Annotated in this window: 17 protein-coding genes and 1 pseudogene; 13 read left to right on the top strand and 5 right to left on the bottom strand. The window is 60.4% G+C overall.

What is annotated here, in order from left to right; genetic code table 11:
• The 12 genes and pseudogenes from CKW22_RS16765 to CKW22_RS16710 all read left to right on the top strand — a co-directional run.
• Nucleotides 1-367 (top strand): hypothetical protein (locus CKW22_RS16765; RefSeq protein WP_095064444.1); only part of this gene is annotated, 367 nt, incomplete at its 5' end.
• Nucleotides 368-531: 164 nt separating this feature from the next.
• A pseudogene (locus CKW22_RS16760) lies at nucleotides 532-1,275 on the top strand (hypothetical protein); the annotation flags it as partial.
• Nucleotides 1,275-2,411, top strand: coding sequence for a DUF6708 domain-containing protein (locus CKW22_RS16755; protein WP_095064443.1), 1,137 nt, complete (start codon nucleotides 1,275-1,277; stop codon nucleotides 2,409-2,411). The pseudogene CKW22_RS16760 and the gene CKW22_RS16755, both read left to right, overlap by 1 nt.
• 177 nt (nucleotides 2,412-2,588) lie before the next feature.
• A complete protein-coding gene (locus CKW22_RS16750; RefSeq protein ID WP_095064442.1) occupies nucleotides 2,589-3,725 on the top strand; it encodes a DUF6708 domain-containing protein in 1,137 nt (378 codons plus the stop codon).
• Nucleotides 3,726-3,888: 163 nt separating this feature from the next.
• Complete coding sequence (locus CKW22_RS16745) at nucleotides 3,889-5,025, top strand: DUF6708 domain-containing protein (protein WP_095064441.1); 1,137 nt, start codon at nucleotides 3,889-3,891, stop codon at nucleotides 5,023-5,025.
• Between the two features lie 235 nt (nucleotides 5,026-5,260).
• Complete coding sequence (locus CKW22_RS16740; protein ID WP_033697984.1) at nucleotides 5,261-6,589, top strand: hypothetical protein; 1,329 nt, start codon at nucleotides 5,261-5,263, stop codon at nucleotides 6,587-6,589.
• A gap of 32 nt (nucleotides 6,590-6,621) precedes the next feature.
• A complete protein-coding gene (locus CKW22_RS16735; protein WP_033697985.1) occupies nucleotides 6,622-8,853 on the top strand; it encodes an Ig-like domain-containing protein in 2,232 nt (743 codons plus the stop codon).
• A gap of 16 nt (nucleotides 8,854-8,869) precedes the next feature.
• A complete protein-coding gene (locus tag CKW22_RS16730) occupies nucleotides 8,870-9,343 on the top strand; it encodes a curlin (RefSeq protein ID WP_033697986.1) in 474 nt (157 codons plus the stop codon).
• Nucleotides 9,344-9,359: 16 nt separating this feature from the next.
• Nucleotides 9,360-10,805: a curlin gene (locus tag CKW22_RS16725; protein ID WP_033697987.1), complete on the top strand. Its 1,446-nt coding sequence runs from the start codon at nucleotides 9,360-9,362 to the stop codon at nucleotides 10,803-10,805.
• A 134-nt stretch (nucleotides 10,806-10,939) separates the two neighbouring features.
• Entirely contained in the window at nucleotides 10,940-11,584 is a 645-nt protein-coding gene (gene alkB, locus CKW22_RS16720; RefSeq protein ID WP_095064485.1) for a DNA oxidative demethylase AlkB, read from the top strand.
• Between the two features lie 111 nt (nucleotides 11,585-11,695).
• Nucleotides 11,696-11,983 (top strand): hypothetical protein, encoded by a 288-nt coding sequence (locus CKW22_RS16715; protein ID WP_033697988.1) that lies wholly within the window; start codon nucleotides 11,696-11,698, stop codon nucleotides 11,981-11,983.
• Nucleotides 11,984-12,069: 86 nt separating this feature from the next.
• On the top strand, nucleotides 12,070-12,684 hold the full coding sequence (locus CKW22_RS16710) for a Yip1 family protein (protein ID WP_095064440.1): 615 nt from the start codon (nucleotides 12,070-12,072) through the stop codon (nucleotides 12,682-12,684).
• A 19-nt stretch (nucleotides 12,685-12,703) separates the two neighbouring features.
• On the opposite strand, the gene CKW22_RS16705 is transcribed toward CKW22_RS16710, so the two are convergent.
• The 4 genes from CKW22_RS16705 to CKW22_RS16690 form a co-directional block, all read right to left on the bottom strand.
• A complete protein-coding gene (locus CKW22_RS16705) occupies nucleotides 12,704-12,964 on the bottom strand; it encodes a DUF1652 domain-containing protein (RefSeq protein WP_095064439.1) in 261 nt (86 codons plus the stop codon).
• A gap of 186 nt (nucleotides 12,965-13,150) precedes the next feature.
• Nucleotides 13,151-14,032, bottom strand: coding sequence for a pirin family protein (locus CKW22_RS16700; protein ID WP_047583216.1), 882 nt, complete (start codon nucleotides 14,030-14,032; stop codon nucleotides 13,151-13,153).
• A gap of 99 nt (nucleotides 14,033-14,131) precedes the next feature.
• Entirely contained in the window at nucleotides 14,132-15,001 is an 870-nt protein-coding gene (locus CKW22_RS16695; RefSeq protein WP_033697992.1) for an alpha/beta fold hydrolase, read from the bottom strand.
• A gap of 21 nt (nucleotides 15,002-15,022) precedes the next feature.
• Nucleotides 15,023-15,652: a LysE family translocator gene (locus tag CKW22_RS16690; protein ID WP_177447950.1), complete on the bottom strand. Its 630-nt coding sequence runs from the start codon at nucleotides 15,650-15,652 to the stop codon at nucleotides 15,023-15,025.
• A 125-nt stretch (nucleotides 15,653-15,777) separates the two neighbouring features.
• On the opposite strand from CKW22_RS16690, the gene CKW22_RS16685 reads away from it, so the two are divergent.
• On the top strand, nucleotides 15,778-16,257 hold the full coding sequence (locus CKW22_RS16685) for a GNAT family N-acetyltransferase (protein ID WP_033697993.1): 480 nt from the start codon (nucleotides 15,778-15,780) through the stop codon (nucleotides 16,255-16,257).
• 77 nt (nucleotides 16,258-16,334) lie between these two features.
• On the opposite strand, the gene CKW22_RS16680 is transcribed toward CKW22_RS16685, so the two are convergent.
• Nucleotides 16,335-17,309: an aliphatic sulfonate ABC transporter substrate-binding protein gene (locus CKW22_RS16680; protein WP_050506060.1), complete on the bottom strand. Its 975-nt coding sequence runs from the start codon at nucleotides 17,307-17,309 to the stop codon at nucleotides 16,335-16,337.
• Nucleotides 17,310-17,311: the final 2 nt, after the last annotated feature.

Below are 17,311 nucleotides of genomic sequence, written 5' to 3'. Positions count from 1 at the left end.
CACCCAGCTACCTTCGCCCATTCAGGCATTCAGCGCCCAGTTCGAAGGCCTTGGCCGTTTCTTCCGCAATAGCAGTTGGCTGTTCAAACTTGCAATGCTCATGGTCTGGCCCGCTTTCGTCATCATCGGCACCGCGCACTGGGTCAGCCTGCTGCTGTGCTGGCGACCCCGCTGGCCGAAGGTGATCCGTGAGGCCGGTTTGCCTGGTAAACCCGTGCCTTCACCCACTACCTTGAGTGACTACCCGCCCGAAATCCAAGAGCGACTGCTCGCCAATGCCGACCGCTGGCAGCTCAAACCTGGCAAGCGCCCAGCGAAAAAGCCACGTAAACCGCGTACACCCAAAGCGCGAAAAATACCGACATAAAAGCTCACGCAAGCAGCGGACCGCCCTTATCGACAACGTGCAGCTATACCTGCGCACCAAGGCCTGAGGCACACACCCATGGACTCGCTCACCCAAACGCTCGAACTGGGCAGACGTGTTACAGCCGGCTACCGCCCAGCACTACGTAACAGCCCTGTCGCTAAGTGCGTGTCTCCGGGCTGGTTTGCCTACTGGAAGGAATGCTAATGGCATTCAAGGCACGAGAGCTGCCCGACAGTGATGCGCGGGTGAAGACCAAGCTTTTGGCAGCGGCCATGACCACGGCTGCGGCCGGGTTTGAAGTTGGCGCCATTTATGTGGATCAGGTGGTGGTGAGGTATGGCGCGAATAGCGTGACCGGGAGAGGCGCTGCGGCGACGTTGGGGAGATTGAAGCTTTGGGGGGCTGGTCTGGCTGGGATGGGAGGCTTCGTGCTGGCTTGGTGGGATTTTGCGGATGCATCTGAGCATTTCAAGAATAGTCTGGATGGACCTATCGGACAGAGCAAAAAAAACTCCAAGCTCTTGGCTATTACCTATTTTGTACGAGCGGCGGCGACTATCACACTCACACTGGTTGAATTGGGAACAGCCGTCGCAATTGCCAAACCACTTTTTGACCATTTATCCCGTAACGCTAGGACTAAGTTTGTAAGGATGCTGGCCTCTGCCGCCGGATCACTCGCCAAATCAATAGGAACGCAAGCCGCCCGCCTAGTACTTGCCCGCTTAGTTTTAGGTGCCTTCTGGGCAGGCCTACCCCTAACAATATTGATTTATTTGTTTGAAGACGACAGCTTGGAAAAGTGGTGCAAGCGCAGTAGCTTTCGCATTGAAAGAAGCTCAAATGCCTATGAAGAACAGGAAGAATTAATAGCATTGCATTCAGCGTTCAGGGAGGTTTCATAATGTATTTGATCGAATGGGGATTTTGGCGAATGGCAACCCAGTCTGAATCTGCACGCGACGCGCTCGAAGCAGAGATGACACCTGCGGAAAAACGTGCTGATCAAGATTTTTACCAGCGTGACTTAGAAGAAGAGATGCATTTCCAATCCGTAAGCGAAACGCCTCATACTAGAGGTCCCGTTTTCGCTTTTAACGAGACATTTTTGGAAATGCGCTGCGGAGGGTCTGAAGAGAAACGCGGCCTTATTACGCTCGCGACTGTTGGAGGAATTGCGCCGATGATCATTATCTCTATGATCATGACTATTGGCTTTATATGGATGGACATAACCGATCATGAAAGCCGCTCATTAATCACGATACTCGCAACACTTATAATGCTATCTGCCACGGCTGCCATACTTTACTTGTATTCGAAGTATGGAATACAACTAACCCGACTGGAAATGCTGACAAGCCGCCATCTGCTCATCCGCTTCAACCGAATAACACAGCAAGTCCACCTGCATAGACCAAGCTATTGCGGCGGTATCGTCACATTTCCATGGAAAAGCACCGGAAGCACAGGTCTTGATCCAGCGGACGACCCGCTCAGCGTTGGAATGAGACTTGGCCTGATCTGGCACCCCAGCCGCACCGGCCTCCCCCATATGGAAATGGCCCTGCTCGGCAAACAAGGCCAGGGCGGCAGCGAACTCCGTGATGAATGGGAATTCATCCGCCGCTACATGGAAGAAGGCCCGCACGCCGTCCCCCGCCCCCGCCTGAGCACCCAGCTACCTTCGCCCATCCAGGCATTCAGCGCCCAGTTCGAAGGCCTTGGCCGTTTTTTCCGCAAAAGCAGTTGGCTGTTCAAACTCGCAATGCTCATGGTCTGGCCCGCTTTCGTCATCATCGGCACCGCGCACTGGGTCAGCCTGCTGCTGTGCTGGCGACCCCGCTGGCCGAAGGTGATCCGTGAGGCCGGTTTGCCGGGTAAACCAGTACCTTCACCCACTACCTTGAGTGACTACCCGCCCGAAATCCAAGAGCGACTGCTTGCCAATGCCGATCGCTGGCAGCTCAAACCTGGCAAGCGCCCAGAGAAAAAGCCACGTAAACCGCGTACACCCAGAGCGCCAAAATCATCGACATAAAAGTGTGCTGATATGAACCTAACTCAAATGAATTTTACAAAATCGGGACTATTGGACGGATATGCGTTGAAAAAGTAATGCAGCCCTAGCTGCATTAGCATTGGCAAAAGCTAGAGAATCCGTAAAGAGCAAAAAAATTCAAAGCGCTGCAGTAGGCGCTCAGTGACGGGTGGATTAATGTTTTTGATCGAATGGGGGTTATGGAAAACATGCACAGAGTCAGAGGCAGCACGCAAGGCGGCCGATACTGTGATGGCGCCGACAGATAAGTCTGTAGCAATAGACCTATATGAGAGTAAGTTGAGGGAGGATGTTCACTTTAGGCCCGTAAGCAATACCCCTCGCTCACGCGGCCCCATATTTGCGTTCAATGAAACCTACATGGATATGCGCTGTGGCGGCTCAGAAGAAAAGCGTGGTTTAATCACGTTGATGACGCTTGGAGGTCTAGGGCCTATGACTTATGCCTGGCTTCGTGTAACGTTCTTCTCTATATACATCAATGCAACCCAAGCCGACTTTCTTTCCGTATTCTCTGTTTCATTCAGCCTCTACATGTTATCGATTGGCGGTGCGGTATATTATTTTTATGCCAAGTATGGATTTCGCTTCACCCGGTTAGAAATACTGACTAGCCGACACCTCCTTGTCCGCTTCAATCGGAAAACTCAGCAAGTTCATCTTCATCGACCAACTTCATGTGGTGGCATCGCAACATTTCCATGGAGAACAACGGGAAGCACGGGACTCTACCCAGAGGATGACTCGCTCAGCGTGGGGATGAGACTTGGCCTGATCTGGCACCCCAGCCACACCGGCCTCCCCCATATGGAAATGGCCCTGATCGGCAAGCAAGGCCAGGGCGGCAGCGAACTCCGTGATGAATGGGAATTCATCCGCCGCTACATGGAAGAAGGCCCACACGCCGTCCCACGTCCCCGTCTGAGCACTCAACTGCCCTCGCCCATCCAGGCATTCAGCGCCCAGTTCGAAGGCCTTGGCCGTTTCTTCCGCAATAGCAGTTGGCTGTTCAAACTCGCAATTCTCATTGTCTGGCCCGCTTTCGTCATCATCGGCACCGCGCACTGGATCAGCCTGCTGCTGTGCTGGCGACCCCGCTGGCCGAAGGTGATCCGTGAGGCCGGTTTGCCCGGTAAACCAGTACCTTCACCCACCACCTTGAGTGACTACCCGCCCGAAATCCAAGAACGCCTGCTGGCCAATGCCGACCGCTGGCAGCTCAAACCTGGCAAGCGCCCAGAGAAAAAGCCACGTAAACCGCGTACGCCCAGAGCGCGAAAAATATCGACATAAAAGAGCGGCGGGCAAGATTCCAATTAAAGTGCGAACTTTAAAAAGCTCGTGCTGCTTGCCGGATATGTATTGGAGAGCGGGTACATAGCCAGCTGCTTCTGCACTAAGGAAGGATTGCCCCTAAATTTAAGTCATGGCATTCAACACTCAGTGAGGACTTATAATGTTTATGATTGAATGGGGTTTTTGGCGAATGGCAATCCAGTCTGCGTCTGCACGCGACGCGCACGAAGCAGAGATGACAGCTGCAGAAAACCATACCAGTCAAGATTTATACCAGGGTGACTTGGAAGAAGAGATGCATTTCCAGTCCGTAAGCGAAAGGCCTCATACGAGAGGACCCACTTTCGCTTTTAACGAGACATTTTTGGAAATGCGCTGCGGAGGGTCTGAAGAGAAACGTGGTCTCTTAACACTTGCAGTGCTCGGCGGAGTTATGCCTGTCATTAGCGTCACGACATTCTCCGCAGTAAGTTTCTTATGGGTTGACATAACGGATCATGCTACACGCTCATTTCTAAGCGTTTCGCTCACCCTAATCATGACCCTAGTTGCAGGTGCCATACTATACCTATACTCAAAATATGGCATAAAATTAACCCGACTGGAAATGCTGACAAGCCGTCATCTGCTCATTCGCTTCAACCGAATAACACAACAGGTCCACCTCCATAGACCAAAATATTGCGGCGGTATTGTGACATTTCCGTGGAAAACCACCGGAAGCACGGTTTTATATCCAGAAGACGACCCGCTCAGCGTTGGAATGAGACTTGGCCTGATCTGGCACCCCATCCATACCGGCCTTCCCCACATGGAAATGGCCCTACTCGGTAAACAAGGCCAAGGCGGCAGTGAACTCCGTGATGAATGGGAATTCATCCGCCGCTACATGGAAGAAGGCCCGCACGCCGTCCCCCGCCCCCGTCTGAGTACCCAGCTACCTTCGCCCATTCAGGCATTCAGCGCCCAGTTCGAAGGCCTTGGCCGTTTCTTCCGCAATAGCAGTTGGCTGTTCAAACTTGCAATGCTCATGGTCTGGCCCGCTTTCGTCATCATCGGCACCGCGCACTGGGTCAGCCTGCTGCTGTGCTGGCGACCCCGCTGGCCGAAGGTGATCCGTGAGGCCGGTTTGCCCGGTAAACCCGTGCCTTCACCCACTACCTTGAGTGACTACCCGCCCGAAATCCAAGAGCGACTGCTCGCCAATGCCGACCGCTGGCAGCTCAAACCTGGCAAGCGCCCAGCGAAAAAGCCACGTAAACCGCGTACACCCAAAGCGCCAAAATCGCCGATATAGAAGCAGGCTGCGCTCAAGCCCCAGCGGCTCTCGGGAGTGGGTAGCAACCACCGGCCCCAACCCCCAATGCTGGGGGTACGGGGCCCATAGGCAAGTTCCAGGAAAACCTGACGAAGGGTCAGCAGCCCTTGTGCCGCAGGGCTTGCAACCCAATGAGATCGTTTTGGCACGCCTATTGCCGATCTCCTGCCAGACGCCCCAAGTCCATGGGCCCGTTTGCAGGAGGAATTGACTCATGCACCGACCGATACCCCACCCGCTGGCAGTGGCGATTTTCGCCGGCATGCTCCAGCTCCCGGCGCAGGCTGCGTTGAACGCTGTCGACCCCGGTCCCTATAACCTTGGCAACGGCAACTTTGCCGGTTGGTACCAGGATAGCCACGGTCGTACCCTCGACCTGTGCCTGACCAAAGCGGTGAGTTCCAGGGCCGCCGGCGCGCCCGGCGCACCGGCGTACATGTGCACACTGCTGCCAACCCCCGGGGTGTTCGATGACACCCAACCCATCGCCTTCCCCACCAACTTCCCCGACGAGGCCTTCTGGTTTACCGCTGACGCCGCCATCGTCGACGCGGCACGCGGCATCGACCTGAGCTACGGCACGGCCATCGAGGCGGCGTTCGCCGCCGAAGAACCGGTCGAAGGCGATCAAGTCAGCTTCGCCCGGGTGCGGATCCGGGTGGATGTACCGACGGCAGGCACCTACGTGGTCACCCACCCCTATGGTGTCGATGTGTTCGATGTACCGGCCGGCGGGCGTCGGGCAATCAACATGACCCGCGACATCGGCATCGCCGGTGCAGGCGACTTTACCGGTGCGCTCAAAGGCGATGTCGGCCCGTTCCTGCGCAGCGTAAACGGCCCTTACACCGAGGGCAGCGAACGCTTCATTGGCGACCCGAACCTGGAAGAGCGTGTGACCGGCAGCCCGTTCAACACCAACTTCGTGCGCATCGAAGGCCCCGGCGGCATCGACCTGCGTACCGAGCTATTCTCGATCTCAGGCAAGCTCTCCAACGTCGCCCTGCCTACCCCGTTGATGCCGCTACGCACCACCTACTCGCGGCGTGCCGAAAATGGCGACCTGCGCGCCCAGCAAGATGTGTTCGTCATGGCCCCGCCGCCGCCTGCGACCGTTACCCTGACCAGCCAGACCCCAAACCTGAGCCTGACCGAAGCCAACGGCACCGGTGCCTGGTATGCCCAGTCGGTTCTCAACCCAGCGGTGCCAACAACGCTGGTGCTGACCGCCGACAACAGTGTGGCCATCCCGACCAGCAGCCTGACCACAGCCAACCTGCCACTGACCGACCTGGTGACCATCACCCAGGCCGAATACCGCCTGTCAACCGGCCAGCTGACGCTGGTCGCCAGCACCAGCGATGAAACCAGCCCGCCTGTGCTGACCGCCCACACCGCCAACGGCACGTTGATCGGCAACCTCAGTGGCAACGGCGCCGTGAAGACATTGAGCACAACCCTCTCGCCCATCCCCCCGGCCAAGGTGCAAGTCACCAGCGCCAATGGTGGCAGCGACAGCGAAGACGTGGTGCTGGTGCCATGAACAGACAAAGGCTCAGCCTTCAAGGAGGCAGCATGAACACTTGGCCACGCCGTGCGCTGTTCGCCGCCGGTTTTTCCCTCACCGTCACCAGCGCCGCCTTTGCCGCGTTGTCCGATGTCGACCCAGGCCCGTACACCTTTGCCACTGGTGGTTATCCCATGTGGTACAAGGACGCCAACGACCTGTCGCTGGAGTTGTGCCAGTCGCGGGCCACCAGCACCCGAGCACCTGGTGGCCCCGGCGCCCCTGCCTACATGTGCACCCTGCTGCCCGAACCTGGCATCTATGACGATACCCTGCCGCTGGTATTCCCCGATAACTGGCCGCCAGAGATGTTCTGGTTCCTGGCCGAGACCGAGATACCGCAGGTAGGCAACAGTGGCTACGAGCTGGAAGTATACGTCGCCGGCCTGGAAGCGGCGTTTGCCGCCGAGAACCCGGTGGACGGCGACCAGCAGAGCTTTGCCCGCATCCGAATCCGCGCCTCGGTGCCGCGCACAGGCGTCTACACCATTACCCACCCTTACGGGGTAGAGACGGTCAACGTCACCACGGCCGGCCGGCGGGCGATCAACATCACCCGCGACATCGGTATCGGCGCGCCAGGCAACTTCCGCGGGCCACTCAACGGTAACCTCGGGCCTTGGCTACGCGGCGTCGGCGGCCCCTATACGGCGGTCAACCCGGACACCGGCTCGACCGAAACCTTTATCGGCGACCCGAACATCACCGAAGCGGTGGTCGGCAGCCCCTTCAACACCAACTTCGTGCGCATCGAAGGCCCACCTGGCGCCATCCAGACCAACGCCTTCACGGTGTCCGGCAAAGTGCTCGATCAACGCGCGCAAACGCCCGTCACCCTGGAACGTGCCACCTACTCGCGCAACGGCGCCGGGACCCGTGTCGAGGTCTTTGCCAAAGCGCCCAACAATGCCAGCGTGTGCATGCGCAATGGCTTGGCATTGATCGGCTCACCGCCTTCGCCTTGCCAGTTCAGCCTGCTGCCGGACAACAACGGGCTGTTCTTCAGCCAGCAACTGAGCCAGGCCGCGCCGCCACCGGTGGTGGTGGTTACCGGCAGCAGCGCCACCGGCACCACACAGCCAACGGCGTTGTCGAGCAAGCTCAGCGATGTGGTCAAGGTAAGCACCGCACGCTACGACTGGGCCAACAAACGCCTGTTCATCGAAGCCCGCTCCAGCGACGAAGTGGCGATCCCTGACCTGGTGGCCCAAGGCTACGGACGGCTGTCCAAGTCCGGCACGCTGCAAAGCCTGACGGTCAACGATATTGCCCAGCCGCCTGCGACCGTCACGGTCAAATCTGGCCATGGCGGCAGCGATGTCGAGCCTGTAGTGGTGGTGGGCAATGCGCCTGTCGAAGCCGCCAACCAGCCACCGCTGGCCCAGGCCGATATTGGCAGCACCAGTGTCGGGGTGCCGCTGAGCCTGAACCTGCTGCTGAACGACAGCGACCCGGATGGCAACGTACCGCTGACCATCAGCGACCTGACCCAACCGGGTACCGGCCTGGGCGGCGTGGTACTCAACGGCAGCACGTCGGTGACCTACACCCCGCCAGTCGGGGCCACGCAACCGCTGGTGGCCACCTTCAGCTATCGGGCCGTGGATGCCAAAGGCCTGAAGTCGGAACCGGCAACGGTTACGGTCAATGTCGCACCCAACCAGGCGCCGACCGCAGCCGCTCAAACCGTCGCCACGCTCGGTGTAGCGCTCACCATCAACGCGCTGGCCGGCGCTACCGATCCAGAAGGCAATCTGCCCCTGGTGGTTGCCAGTGTGACCCAGCCGGCGGCAGGCAGAGGGACCGTCAGCACTGACGGCACCACTGTCACCTACACACCACCGGCGACCGTCACGACGGCCTTCACCACCACCTTCACCTACCAGGTGCGTGACGCGCTGGGGGCGCTGTCCAACAGCGCCACCGTCACCGTCAACGTGTCGCCACGCCCCGCCGCCGAGACCTTCGCGGTCACCGCAGCCACGGTCACGGCACGCTCCAACAACCGTTACAACTGGGACATCAGCGGCACCTCATCGGTGACCACCGGCAACGTCGTTACCGTGCGGGTCACCACCACCACAGGCGTGCAGACATTGGGCACCACCACGGTACCGGTCACCGGCCGCTGGCGCCTGGCCGTCAGCAACAGCACCACGGTGATCCCGACCGCCGCGCCGACGGCGACCATCACCACCAGCCCAGGCACCACCCGCACCGTCAACGTAGTCGTGCAGTGAAAGGCCGGAGAACGCCATGAAATGCCTGTATCCACTGCTGCTCTGCCTGGCCCTGGCGGGCCAGGCCAGGGGGGCCGAAGACCTGATGGACAACGCCGACCTTGCGCCCGGCAGTGACCTCGGCGACCCCGTGATCATCCGTCTGTTACCGGTCGGCGCCGGCCAGGCCGCGGTGATCGAGCAGCAAGGCAACGGCAACCGCGCCGCCCTCGACCAGAACGGCCAGGCCCTGCTGGGCCGCATCGTCCAGGCCGGGGGCGCACAGGAGGCGTACATCCTGCAAGAAGGCAGTGACCTGATGGCCAGCATCAGCCAGCAGGGTAATGGCAACAGCGCGTCGATCCGCCAGAGCGGCAGCAGCAACAGCGCTGCCATCGACCAGATCGGCAACGACAACAGCGCCAGCATCGTGCAGTCCGGCACGGGCCTCAACAGCTCCGTGACCCAAGCCGGCAATGGCCAGCATGTTCAGATCACCCAATACCGATAGACCTGGAGGCACCACCATGTTCAAGCTCGCTCCCCTAAGTGCCGCTATCGTCCTGGCCCTTGCAGGTCAGGTCATGGCTGCCGACAGCACTTCGACGCAGACTCAGGACGGCAAGGAAAACATTGCCGAAGTGACCCAGACCCTCGCACCGTTCGCCTCGGCCACCCAGACCCAGACCGGCAAGGGCCACAACCACCTGGCAGTGCAGGCCGACAGCACCAGTGATATCCAGCAGAGCGCTACCGGCTCGTACAACGCAGGGTACGCCGAGCAACTGTTCGAAAACGGCAGCCAGATCACCCAGCAGTCCGGGGGCAGCTACAACGATGCCTTCGCCAGCCAGTCGCTGGGCGAAAACAACCAGGTCCTGCAGACCCAGCAAGGCAGCGAGAACCACTCGACCGTGTGGCAGGACACCCAGCTAGGCAGCCAAGTCACCACCCTGCAATCGGGCCAGCGCAACGAAGCCTTCGCCGAGCAGATGTTCGGCGGCAGCAACAACCAGAGCCTGATCATGCAGGCCGGCGCCGACAACTATGCCGCTGCCGAGCACCTGACCCACAACGACGGCAACATCCAGATCTACCAGGACGGCAAGGAGAACTGGGCCTACGGTGACCAGCGCGACGGCCAAGGCGGCACCATCGGCCTCAACCAGACCGGCACTGGCAACTCGGTAGAGGTATGGCAGGACACCCAGGTGGGCAGCCAGGCCAACGTCACTCAGACCGGCCAGCTCAACGAAGGCTACATCGACCAAAGTTTCGGCGAAGCCAACAAGGCCAGCCTGACGCAAAATGGCAAGGCCAACGCCAGCTGGTCGGATCAGTTCGAGAGCAACAACTCGACCACTACCATTTCGCAGAAGGGTAGCAACAACCTGCACTACACCTACCAGAACGGTGAAAACCTCAACCTGACCGTGACCACCCAAGGCAACGGCAACAAAATCACCGCCAGCAACTGGAAAGGCGACAAGATGGGCGGCCAGTTTGGTACCAACCAGACCGCCGTTATCAACCAGTACGGCAACGGCAACGGCGTCAACCTGACGCAGAATGGTGACAACCAGCTGGCCACGCTGAACCAGACCGGCAACAACAACGCGATGCAGACCAAGCAGGCCGACAGCAACAACGAGCTGTTCTTCGAGCAGAACGGCAGCGACAACATCCTCATCGCCGACCAGCGTGGCACTGACAACTATGCCTTCGGCAGCAGCGAAGGTACCGGCAACTCCATCACCTTGGACCAGTCCGGCTACAGCAACCAGAGCCACACCAATCAGCTCTACGGTAGCGGCAACGAGGTCACCATCAAACAGACCGACAGCGTCAACGCCGCCTACGTGACCCAGGGCGGCCAGGGCAACAAGGCATTCGTCGACCAGAGCGGTATCGCGCAAACCGCCACCATCAGCCAGCTGGGCAGCGCGAACACGGCCACTGTGACTCAAAAGTAAGCCCTTCCCCCTTGGACCGCGGTGCTCACTCTCCCGAGTGCCGCGGTTCCTTTTTGTTGCAGCGGGCTTGGCGCGAATAGGCCATGCACGCCAACAGCATTACAATGGTCAGCACCCCATTCGGTGCGCCCGTCATGATCCAGTCCGACCTCGACCTGTTCGGCCCCCAGCCGCAACGCCTGGCCAGCCACACCGTGCTGCTGCCCGGTTTCGCCCTGGCCGAGCTCGAGGCCCTGCTCGACGCCCTGCGCCCAGTGCTGCGCGCCGCGCCGTTCCGGCACATGCAGACGCCAGGCGGCCTGCACATGGCCGTAGCGCTGACCAATTGCGGTGCGCTGGGTTGGGTCAGTGATGCGCACGGCTACCGCTACACCTCCACCGACCCGCAAAGCGGCATGCCCTGGCCTGCGCTACCGCCCGTTCTGCTCAGCCTGGCAGGTCGCGCAGCCGCCATCGCAGGCTTTGACGATTTTGTCGCCGACGCCTGCCTGGTCAACCACTACCTGCCTGGTACCCGCCTGAGCTTGCACCAAGACCGCAACGAACAGGACTACGACCAGCCGATCGTGTCGATTTCACTGGGCTTGCCTGCGGTGTTCCTGTTGGGCGGGTTACAACGCGCGGACAAGACCCAGCATGTACCGCTGAACCATGGCGATGTGCTGGTCTGGGGCGGTGAGGACCGCTTGCGCTTTCATGGGGTGTTGCCAATCAAACCCGGCGTGCATCCGCGCATGGGTGAACGGCGCATCAACCTGACCCTGCGCAAGGCGGGGTAATGGCGTAAAAACTTGAACATCTTCGCCGGTAAGGCTTCTAAAGATGAGCAGCGTCAGTCTTTTCGAGGAGCCCGACATGACCTACACGCCCTGCCATGGAGCTGCGCACCGATGAAAATGCCCGGCCGCTCTCCCAACGCCTCGCTGCAGCTCGATTACGTACGCGATACGTTATTCGGCCCTGTGGCACAGAGCGTTGAATGCCAATGCCAGCTCGCCGCCATCAACCTGCAGGGCCGCCCTGCGCTGCGTTTGCACATCTGCCCGCCACTGCCCGACAAAGTCGACCGTGCCCACAGCGTGGCGTTCGTCTGGGACGGCCGCAGTTACCGCGGCGTGGTGCGCGACCAAGGCAAGTGCGGCGACGGGGGGCTCAACCTGTTGCTGGAGTTGCAATAAGCCGATCAACGGCGGCCAAGTGGGCTGAACCTGCCGGCAACACCACGTCTCCATAGCACAAGAGCCCATGCCTTCTGGAGATCGCCATGAACAGTCCGTTGCTCAAGCTCTTCACCCACCCATCCGATGCCTGGATAGAGATCCGCCGGGCGGAAGAAGACCACCCGCAGCAATACCTGCCGCGCCTGCTGGCGTTGGCGTTGATCCCTGCCGTGTGCCTATTCGCCGGCACTACCACCTTTGGCTGGAGCCTTGCCGGCGAAGAACGCGTGCGCCTGAGCCTCGCCAGCGCGGCGCAGCTGGCGTGTCTGCTGTATGCCGTCACGGTGGTGGGGGTGATGATCATGGGGGTGATGATCCGCTGGATGTCACGCGGCTTTGATGTACAACCCAGCCTGCAGCAATGCATCGGCTTTGCCGCCTACTGCGCGACGCCGTGGTTTTTTGCCGGAGTGGTCGGGTTGCTGCCGATTCGCTGGCTGGCCCTGGTGGCGCTGTTGGCCGCCTCGGCGTATGCCAGCGTGCTGCTGTTCGGCGGTTTGCAGACGTTTTTACGCTTGCGCAAAGAACAGGCCATGCTGTTCGCCGCCTGTGTGTGGGGGGTGGGCCTATTGGTGCTGGTGACCATCCTGGTGTCGATGATCCTGTTCTGGTTCAACGGCCTGATGCCGGAGTATGTGCGCCCGGCCAGCCTGGGCTGACCGGGCTCTACGGGCAGGCTCAGGCAATCGCCCTGAGCGGCGTGGTGGGTTTGTCACGCAGCGCGTGCAATTGCGTAAGCAGGTTCACCACGTCGCGGCAACTGTTGAGGCCCTGCAGGTCTACCCCGGTCAGGGTCACCCCCTCTTCCAAGCTTTTCCCCTGGCCCAGGCGAATGGTCAGGTGAGCGCCATCCGCGCAACTGACTTCGCAGCGATCAGGCAGGCAGGCTTGCTCAATCATCTGCCGCATTTCCAGCATTGAAACGCCTATCAACGACATTGTACGACCCTCTCTGTACTGGATGGCCTATTGGTTAGGTACGCCTTTGCCAGGCAAGGTGCCAATTGATATTGCGCATCCTCCGGCGGCCGTCCATGCGCCGGAGCAATGATCGTGCGGGGAATCATCTAGCACCTTAGTGGAAGATCGCTGGTGGGCCTGTACTGTTCGATCGGCTGCTGGCAGTTAACGACGAGCGGTCTCGGCCGGCATCTGCCCGAACCGTCCGGCATGGAAATCATCGAACGATTCTGCGATTTCTGCCTCGCTGTTCATCACGAACGGCCCGTAGCCAACGATCGGCTCATCGATCGGTTCACCGCTGAGCAACAGCACGCTGGCGTCTTCCAGCGCCTCGATGGCAATGCCCTCACCGCTACGCTCGAACAGCACCAGGCTGGCCGGCCCGGCTTCGCGTTCACCGTTGACCCGCACGCTGCCGCGCAACACCACCAGGGCTGCATTACGCCCCGTCGCGACGGGCAGTTGCACGCTCGACTGGGCGTTCAAACGCATGTCCCAGACATCCATGGCGGTAAAGGTTCGCGCAGGGCCTGGCTGCCCTTGGTACTCACCCGCGATCACCCGCAGGCTGCCACCGTTGCCGTCCAGCGCCACCACAGGGATGTCCGTGGCCAGCAGCGTCTGGTACCCCGCCGCAGCGCGCTTGTCACGCGCAGGCAGGTTGACCCACAGCTGCACCATCTCCAGCGTACCGCCACTGCGGGCAAACGCCGGGGCGTGGAACTCTTCATGGAGGATGCCATTGGCAGCTGTCATCCATTGCACGTCGCCTGGGCCGATCAGGCCACCCGCCCCCGTCGAGTCACGGTGCTCCAGTTCGCCCTGGTAGACGAGGGTCACGGTCTCGAAACCACGGTGCGGATGTTGCCCGACGCCGCGCCGGGCGCTGGTCGGGGTAAAGGTGTGCGGGCCGGCATAGTCCAGCAACAGGAACGGGCTGATCTGGCTGGCCAGGTTGTCATAGGTGAACAGGCTGCGCACCGGGAAGCCATCGCCTACCCAGTGGGGGTGAGGGCTGCGGTGAATACCCAGAATCTTTTTCATGAGAAGTCTCCTCTCTTGGCTGGGATCACCTTACCAATGATACCAATCAGGCGGTAGACAGCTGAAATGGCATGCATCGTTCCATCAATAGGACAAACTTCAGTTTAGAAAGCTGAGCACGGACGCTGCTGTCATCGCTGGGTCCTCCTGCATGAAACAGTGCCCACCCGCGACCTGCTGGGCAGTCACGTTCGGGTTCAGCGCCACCAGGCGCTTCACCGAATGTGGCACGAAGGGGTAGGTCTGTTCGCCATACAGCACCCGCGTCGGTGTCTGGATCGCTGCCAGATTCGCCCACATGCGTTTGGGGAACGAACTGAAAATCTCCACCTCGCGGCTGGGCCGACACTTGAGTACCACCGCCTCGCCGCAATCGCCAATGGCATGCTCGACATAGGCTTGCAGCGCCGCATCACTCCAGCCTTTGAAGATACCGCGGCCCTGCAGCGAGGCCAGCGCCGTTTCACGATCGGGCCAATGGCTGCGGCGGCTGGCAGCCTTGCGCGCCAAAGCGTGGCGCTGGTGCAGGCCAACCAGCGCGGCGGCGCCCATCACGCCAATCATGCTGCGGCTGAACAACACCGGGTCGAGCAGCACGGCGCGCTCGAACAACTGCGGCTTACTGGCCAGGATCAGCCCCGAGAGCACGCCACCAAAACTGTGCCCGAGGGCAACACGCGGCACCTCGCCATATTCGCCACGCCCGCGCTCGAACGCCTCCACTGCCAATTCAGCCGTGCGGTTCCAGCCGCGAAACGCACCGCCATGGTCGCTGTCGCCATGGCCTTGCACATCGCACAGCCACAGGTCGAAGTGCTCGCCCAGGCGCATCAGCAACGGCTGGTAGGCCAGGCAGCAGAAGCCGTTGCCATGCAGAAAATGCAGCAAAGGCTTGCCACTGGCCGGCGTACGCCAGCCGCGCAGGGTAAAGCCTTCGGAGCAATGGTGGGACCACGGGATCAACTGCATGGGCTTGCTGTACTCATCGGTCTATGAAAACGCCGATTCTACAAACAGCAGCGGGTATAGCGAAATCACCAGTAGCACGGCCATCAGGACATTGAACAGCATCAGCCAACGCGGGTTCTGCAACAGGTTGCGCAAGGCGCTGCCGAACATGACCCAGACCCCGACGCTGGGCAGGTTGACCAGGGCGAACAGCGCGGCGATGACGACCACGTTCATCACGTACCCCTGGGCCGGTGTGTAGGTGGTGATTGCCCCCACTGCCATTACCCAGGCCTTGGGGTTGACCCACTGAAATGCCGCAGCGCCCCAGAAGCCCAACGGTTTGCGGGCGCTGCCCGAGGCTGTGCCGATCGGCCCCGAGGTGGCGATCTTCCAGGCCAGGTACAGCAGGTAGGCGGCGCCTGTGTAGCGCAGGATGGTGTACAGCGTCGGCCATGCCTTGAACACCTCACCCAGCCCTAAACCGACTGCCAGCACCATGACCATGAAACCGACACTGATGCCAATGGCATGCGGGATCGAACGGCGCACGCCGAAGTTCACGCCCGAGGCCAGCAGCATGGTGTTGTTCGGCCCCGGGGTGATGGAGGATACGAAGGCAAACAGCACAAAAGCTGTCAGCAGGTCGGCAGAGGCAAGCATGGCAGGCATTCCACAATCATTATTGGTGCTGTCACACTAACGGAGTCGCCCTACCTTGCGACCGGTACAATTTCGCTAAATTAAACAGATACAAATACTGTACCGATCTCGTTCAGTTCAAGGAAGCCTGCCCCATGAGCCTCACCATTCGCCCCGCCGTGCGTACCGATGCCGCGCAGATTCTGGCATTCATCACCGAGCTTGCCGACTACGAACGTGCCCGGCACGAGGTCGTTGCGTCTGTCGACGACATCCAGCGCAGCCTGTTTGACGAAGGCAGTACCGTGCACAGCCTGATTTGCGAGCGTGATGGCCTGGCGATTGGTTTTGCCGTGTACTTCTACAGCTACTCGACCTGGCTCGGGCGCAATGGCATCTACCTCGAAGACCTGTACGTGACGCCCGAGCAGCGCGGCGATGGCGCTGGGCGCAAACTGCTGCGCCATATTGCCAGCGAGGCCGTGCAGAACAATTGCGGGCGCCTGGAATGGAGCGTGCTGGACTGGAACGCGCCGGCAATCGGGTTTTACCAGTCGTTGGGCGCCGAGGCGCAGAGTGAGTGGCTTCGGTATCGGCTCGATGGCGAGAAGCTGCTGGCGTTTGCGCGGGGTTGACCCTGGAAACCGCCAGCAGCTCTTTAAAGTCACCTTAAGCAACTTATTAACATATAACTCTAGCTATCTGATTTAGATTAATTTTTTGTGGTGGGGCCAGCCTCCCCCACCACAGTACAGGTGCAATCCCGCTGCCACACCGCTCCGGCGATATCCACTTGCTTGGGCAGCACCTTGTTCTGGAAAAACAGCTCCGCCGTGCGCTGCTGCGCCGCGATGATCTCATTGCTCACCGGTATCACGGGCGAAGCTGGCCGATGGCTGAAGCTGCGCCGTACCACCTCCTCCGGCAACCCCATGAACTTTGCCAGCAACTGAATGCTGCCCGCTTCATCGCTGCGCGTGAGGGCCTCGGCCCGGCTGATCTCATCGAGCAGTTGGCCAACGAACGTTCCATTTGCCTCGACATAACCACGCGCCCCCAGCATGAACGGCCCGATCAACCCCAGCCCTTGGCCGTCGGCCAGCAGCCGCGCCTTGCCCTCCAGGTCGATCGCCGAATAGAACGGGTCCCAGATCGCCCAGGCATCCACGCTGCCGCGCTCGAACGCGGCGCGGGCATCGGCGGGCGCCAGGTACACCGGCTGCACATCGCGGATACTCAAGCCGGCCTTGGCCAGGCTGCGCAGCAACAGGTTATGCGCACTGGAACCTTTCTGCAGGGCAATCCGCTTGCCCTTAAGGTCAACGACGCTGGCGACCGCGCTGCCCTTGGGCACCAGGATCACCTCGGCTTGCGGCTTGGGTGGTTCCGCGCCGATGTACAGCAGGTCGGCACCAGCCGCCTGGGCGAAGATCGGCGGGATGTCGCCGGTGGAGCCGATGTCGAGGCTGCCAATATTCAGAGCCTCGAGCATCTGTGGGCCGGCCGGGAACTCGATCCATTGGACCCGGGTATTGGCAAAACGCTGCTCCAGAAAACCATGCTGCTTGGCCAGGACCAGGCTGATCGAACCCTTCTGATAGCCAATACGTAACGTCGCAGGGTCCGCCGCCTGGGCAGTTCCAACAAAGCTCAGCAGCAGCAAGACGGCAAGGCGTAGCACACGCATCG

The organism is Pseudomonas sp. Irchel s3f19, from assembly GCF_900187555.1.
Lineage (GTDB): Bacteria > Pseudomonadota > Gammaproteobacteria > Pseudomonadales > Pseudomonadaceae > Aquipseudomonas > Aquipseudomonas capeferrum.
This window is presented reverse-complemented; position numbering and strand designations above follow the sequence as displayed.

Coding starts and splice junctions, on each gene's coding strand:
- CKW22_RS16735 (WP_033697985.1), top strand. CDS start 6,622: ATGAACACTTGGCCACGCCGTGCGCTGTTCGCCGCCGGTTTTTCCCTC.
- alkB (WP_095064485.1), top strand. CDS start 10,940: ATGATCCAGTCCGACCTCGACCTGTTCGGCCCCCAGCCGCAACGCCTG.
- CKW22_RS16730 (WP_033697986.1), top strand. CDS start 8,870: ATGAAATGCCTGTATCCACTGCTGCTCTGCCTGGCCCTGGCGGGCCAG.
- CKW22_RS16695 (WP_033697992.1), bottom strand. CDS start 15,001: ATGCAGTTGATCCCGTGGTCCCACCATTGCTCCGAAGGCTTTACCCTG.
- CKW22_RS16700 (WP_047583216.1), bottom strand. CDS start 14,032: ATGAAAAAGATTCTGGGTATTCACCGCAGCCCTCACCCCCACTGGGTA.
- CKW22_RS16725 (WP_033697987.1), top strand. CDS start 9,360: ATGTTCAAGCTCGCTCCCCTAAGTGCCGCTATCGTCCTGGCCCTTGCA.
- CKW22_RS16680 (WP_050506060.1), bottom strand. CDS start 17,309: ATGCGTGTGCTACGCCTTGCCGTCTTGCTGCTGCTGAGCTTTGTTGGA.
- CKW22_RS16685 (WP_033697993.1), top strand. CDS start 15,778: ATGAGCCTCACCATTCGCCCCGCCGTGCGTACCGATGCCGCGCAGATT.
- CKW22_RS16705 (WP_095064439.1), bottom strand. CDS start 12,964: ATGTCGTTGATAGGCGTTTCAATGCTGGAAATGCGGCAGATGATTGAG.
- CKW22_RS16755 (WP_095064443.1), top strand. CDS start 1,275: ATGTATTTGATCGAATGGGGATTTTGGCGAATGGCAACCCAGTCTGAA.
- CKW22_RS16745 (WP_095064441.1), top strand. CDS start 3,889: ATGTTTATGATTGAATGGGGTTTTTGGCGAATGGCAATCCAGTCTGCG.
- CKW22_RS16710 (WP_095064440.1), top strand. CDS start 12,070: ATGAACAGTCCGTTGCTCAAGCTCTTCACCCACCCATCCGATGCCTGG.
- CKW22_RS16690 (WP_177447950.1), bottom strand. CDS start 15,652: ATGCCTGCCATGCTTGCCTCTGCCGACCTGCTGACAGCTTTTGTGCTG.
- CKW22_RS16750 (WP_095064442.1), top strand. CDS start 2,589: ATGTTTTTGATCGAATGGGGGTTATGGAAAACATGCACAGAGTCAGAG.
- CKW22_RS16740 (WP_033697984.1), top strand. CDS start 5,261: ATGCACCGACCGATACCCCACCCGCTGGCAGTGGCGATTTTCGCCGGC.
- CKW22_RS16715 (WP_033697988.1), top strand. CDS start 11,696: ATGAAAATGCCCGGCCGCTCTCCCAACGCCTCGCTGCAGCTCGATTAC.